This is a genomic window from Paenibacillus sp. 01T422 (assembly GCF_056398785.1).
Window position 1 is genome coordinate 1 of record NZ_JBFTQB010001375.1, and the last position, 1,034, is coordinate 1,034.

General features: G+C 45.5%; 1 protein-coding gene and 1 pseudogene. Both read right to left on the reverse strand.

Going from position 1 to position 1,034, the window contains the following annotated elements; translation table 11 throughout:
* Window positions 1-86: 86 nt before the first annotated feature.
* Window positions 87-773 carry a hypothetical protein gene (locus AC1DUA_RS38855; protein WP_477504763.1) on the reverse strand — a complete coding sequence of 229 codons (687 nt, stop codon included), beginning with the start codon at window positions 771-773 and terminating at the stop codon, window positions 87-89.
* Window positions 774-802: 29 nt separating this feature from the next.
* Window positions 803-1,034 (reverse strand): annotated as a pseudogene (locus AC1DUA_RS38860) (hypothetical protein); the annotation flags it as partial.

The window sequence follows — 1,034 nt, forward strand, 5'->3', positions numbered from 1 at the left end:
GTATACTTTTACTTTATTACGAAATGTTTACGTTTACATTAGGGGGGTCCTCCAACATTATAGGTTGTTTGTTGCATCATTCCTTTTCATGCTTTAGCTCCTGCCCAATGAACGGCTGCGTCAAATAGCTTCCATCCATTCGCTGTCCGGTTGATTTCTTCCCCGCCTGTTAAATTGAAGAACATGCGCCTAGCCGGCAAAACTTGGCCGTTCATATTTTTCGTGCCTTTCTCGAATGCACAAATCACAGCACGTTTGTCGTTATCCGGCGCCGAGGCGATAATGACGCCTCCCTGAGGGACAAGAAAGCTAATCTTTGCTTCTTCCTTATAAATGTCCACACTGCCAGGCAACCCTGCTGCAAGCTCATGTTTACTCTCTTTTATCGCTAGCGATAGGCCCGTATACTCCCCGTAATCCGAATCGTCTTTACTGGCTAAACCCACTTGACCGAGTATTTTGCCATTGGCATAGATCACTGGCGCAGTTGATTCGAGTAGTTTATCAGCGACGCGATGAGAGCCTGCGAATGAACTTACAAAAACTAAGCCAAAATTTGCCGCCTGATCCGGTGTGAGCTCTTTGTCTGACATCAGAGTAGCCTCGTAACCAATTTCCTTAAAATGCTTCATCACAATTCGGTCATTTGCGCTGTCCGTGCCGACAAAAAGTACTTTTTTCGCATTTCCGGCATCTTTGTGTGTTGGCACYGAACAGGCAGCACTTGCAAAAATAAGGACTACGATGATTAAGTAGGAAAACAATCGTTTCATTAACTCCCTATCTCCTTCAAGAACTCTTATTATTTTGTTTCTTGCACCCAGCGAACAGCGGCATCAAACAGCTTCCATCCCTCATCCGTCTGATTAATTTCTTCACCTGTCATCATGTAATAAAAAACCTCACGCGCAGCAACCGTTTGCCCTTTCACATTCGTCATACCTTTGTCGTAAGCAAATATGGTCGCCTTCATCTCATCATTCGGCACGGTAGCCACGACAATCGCTCCTTTGCCTGGAGTCGCCCAACTCATC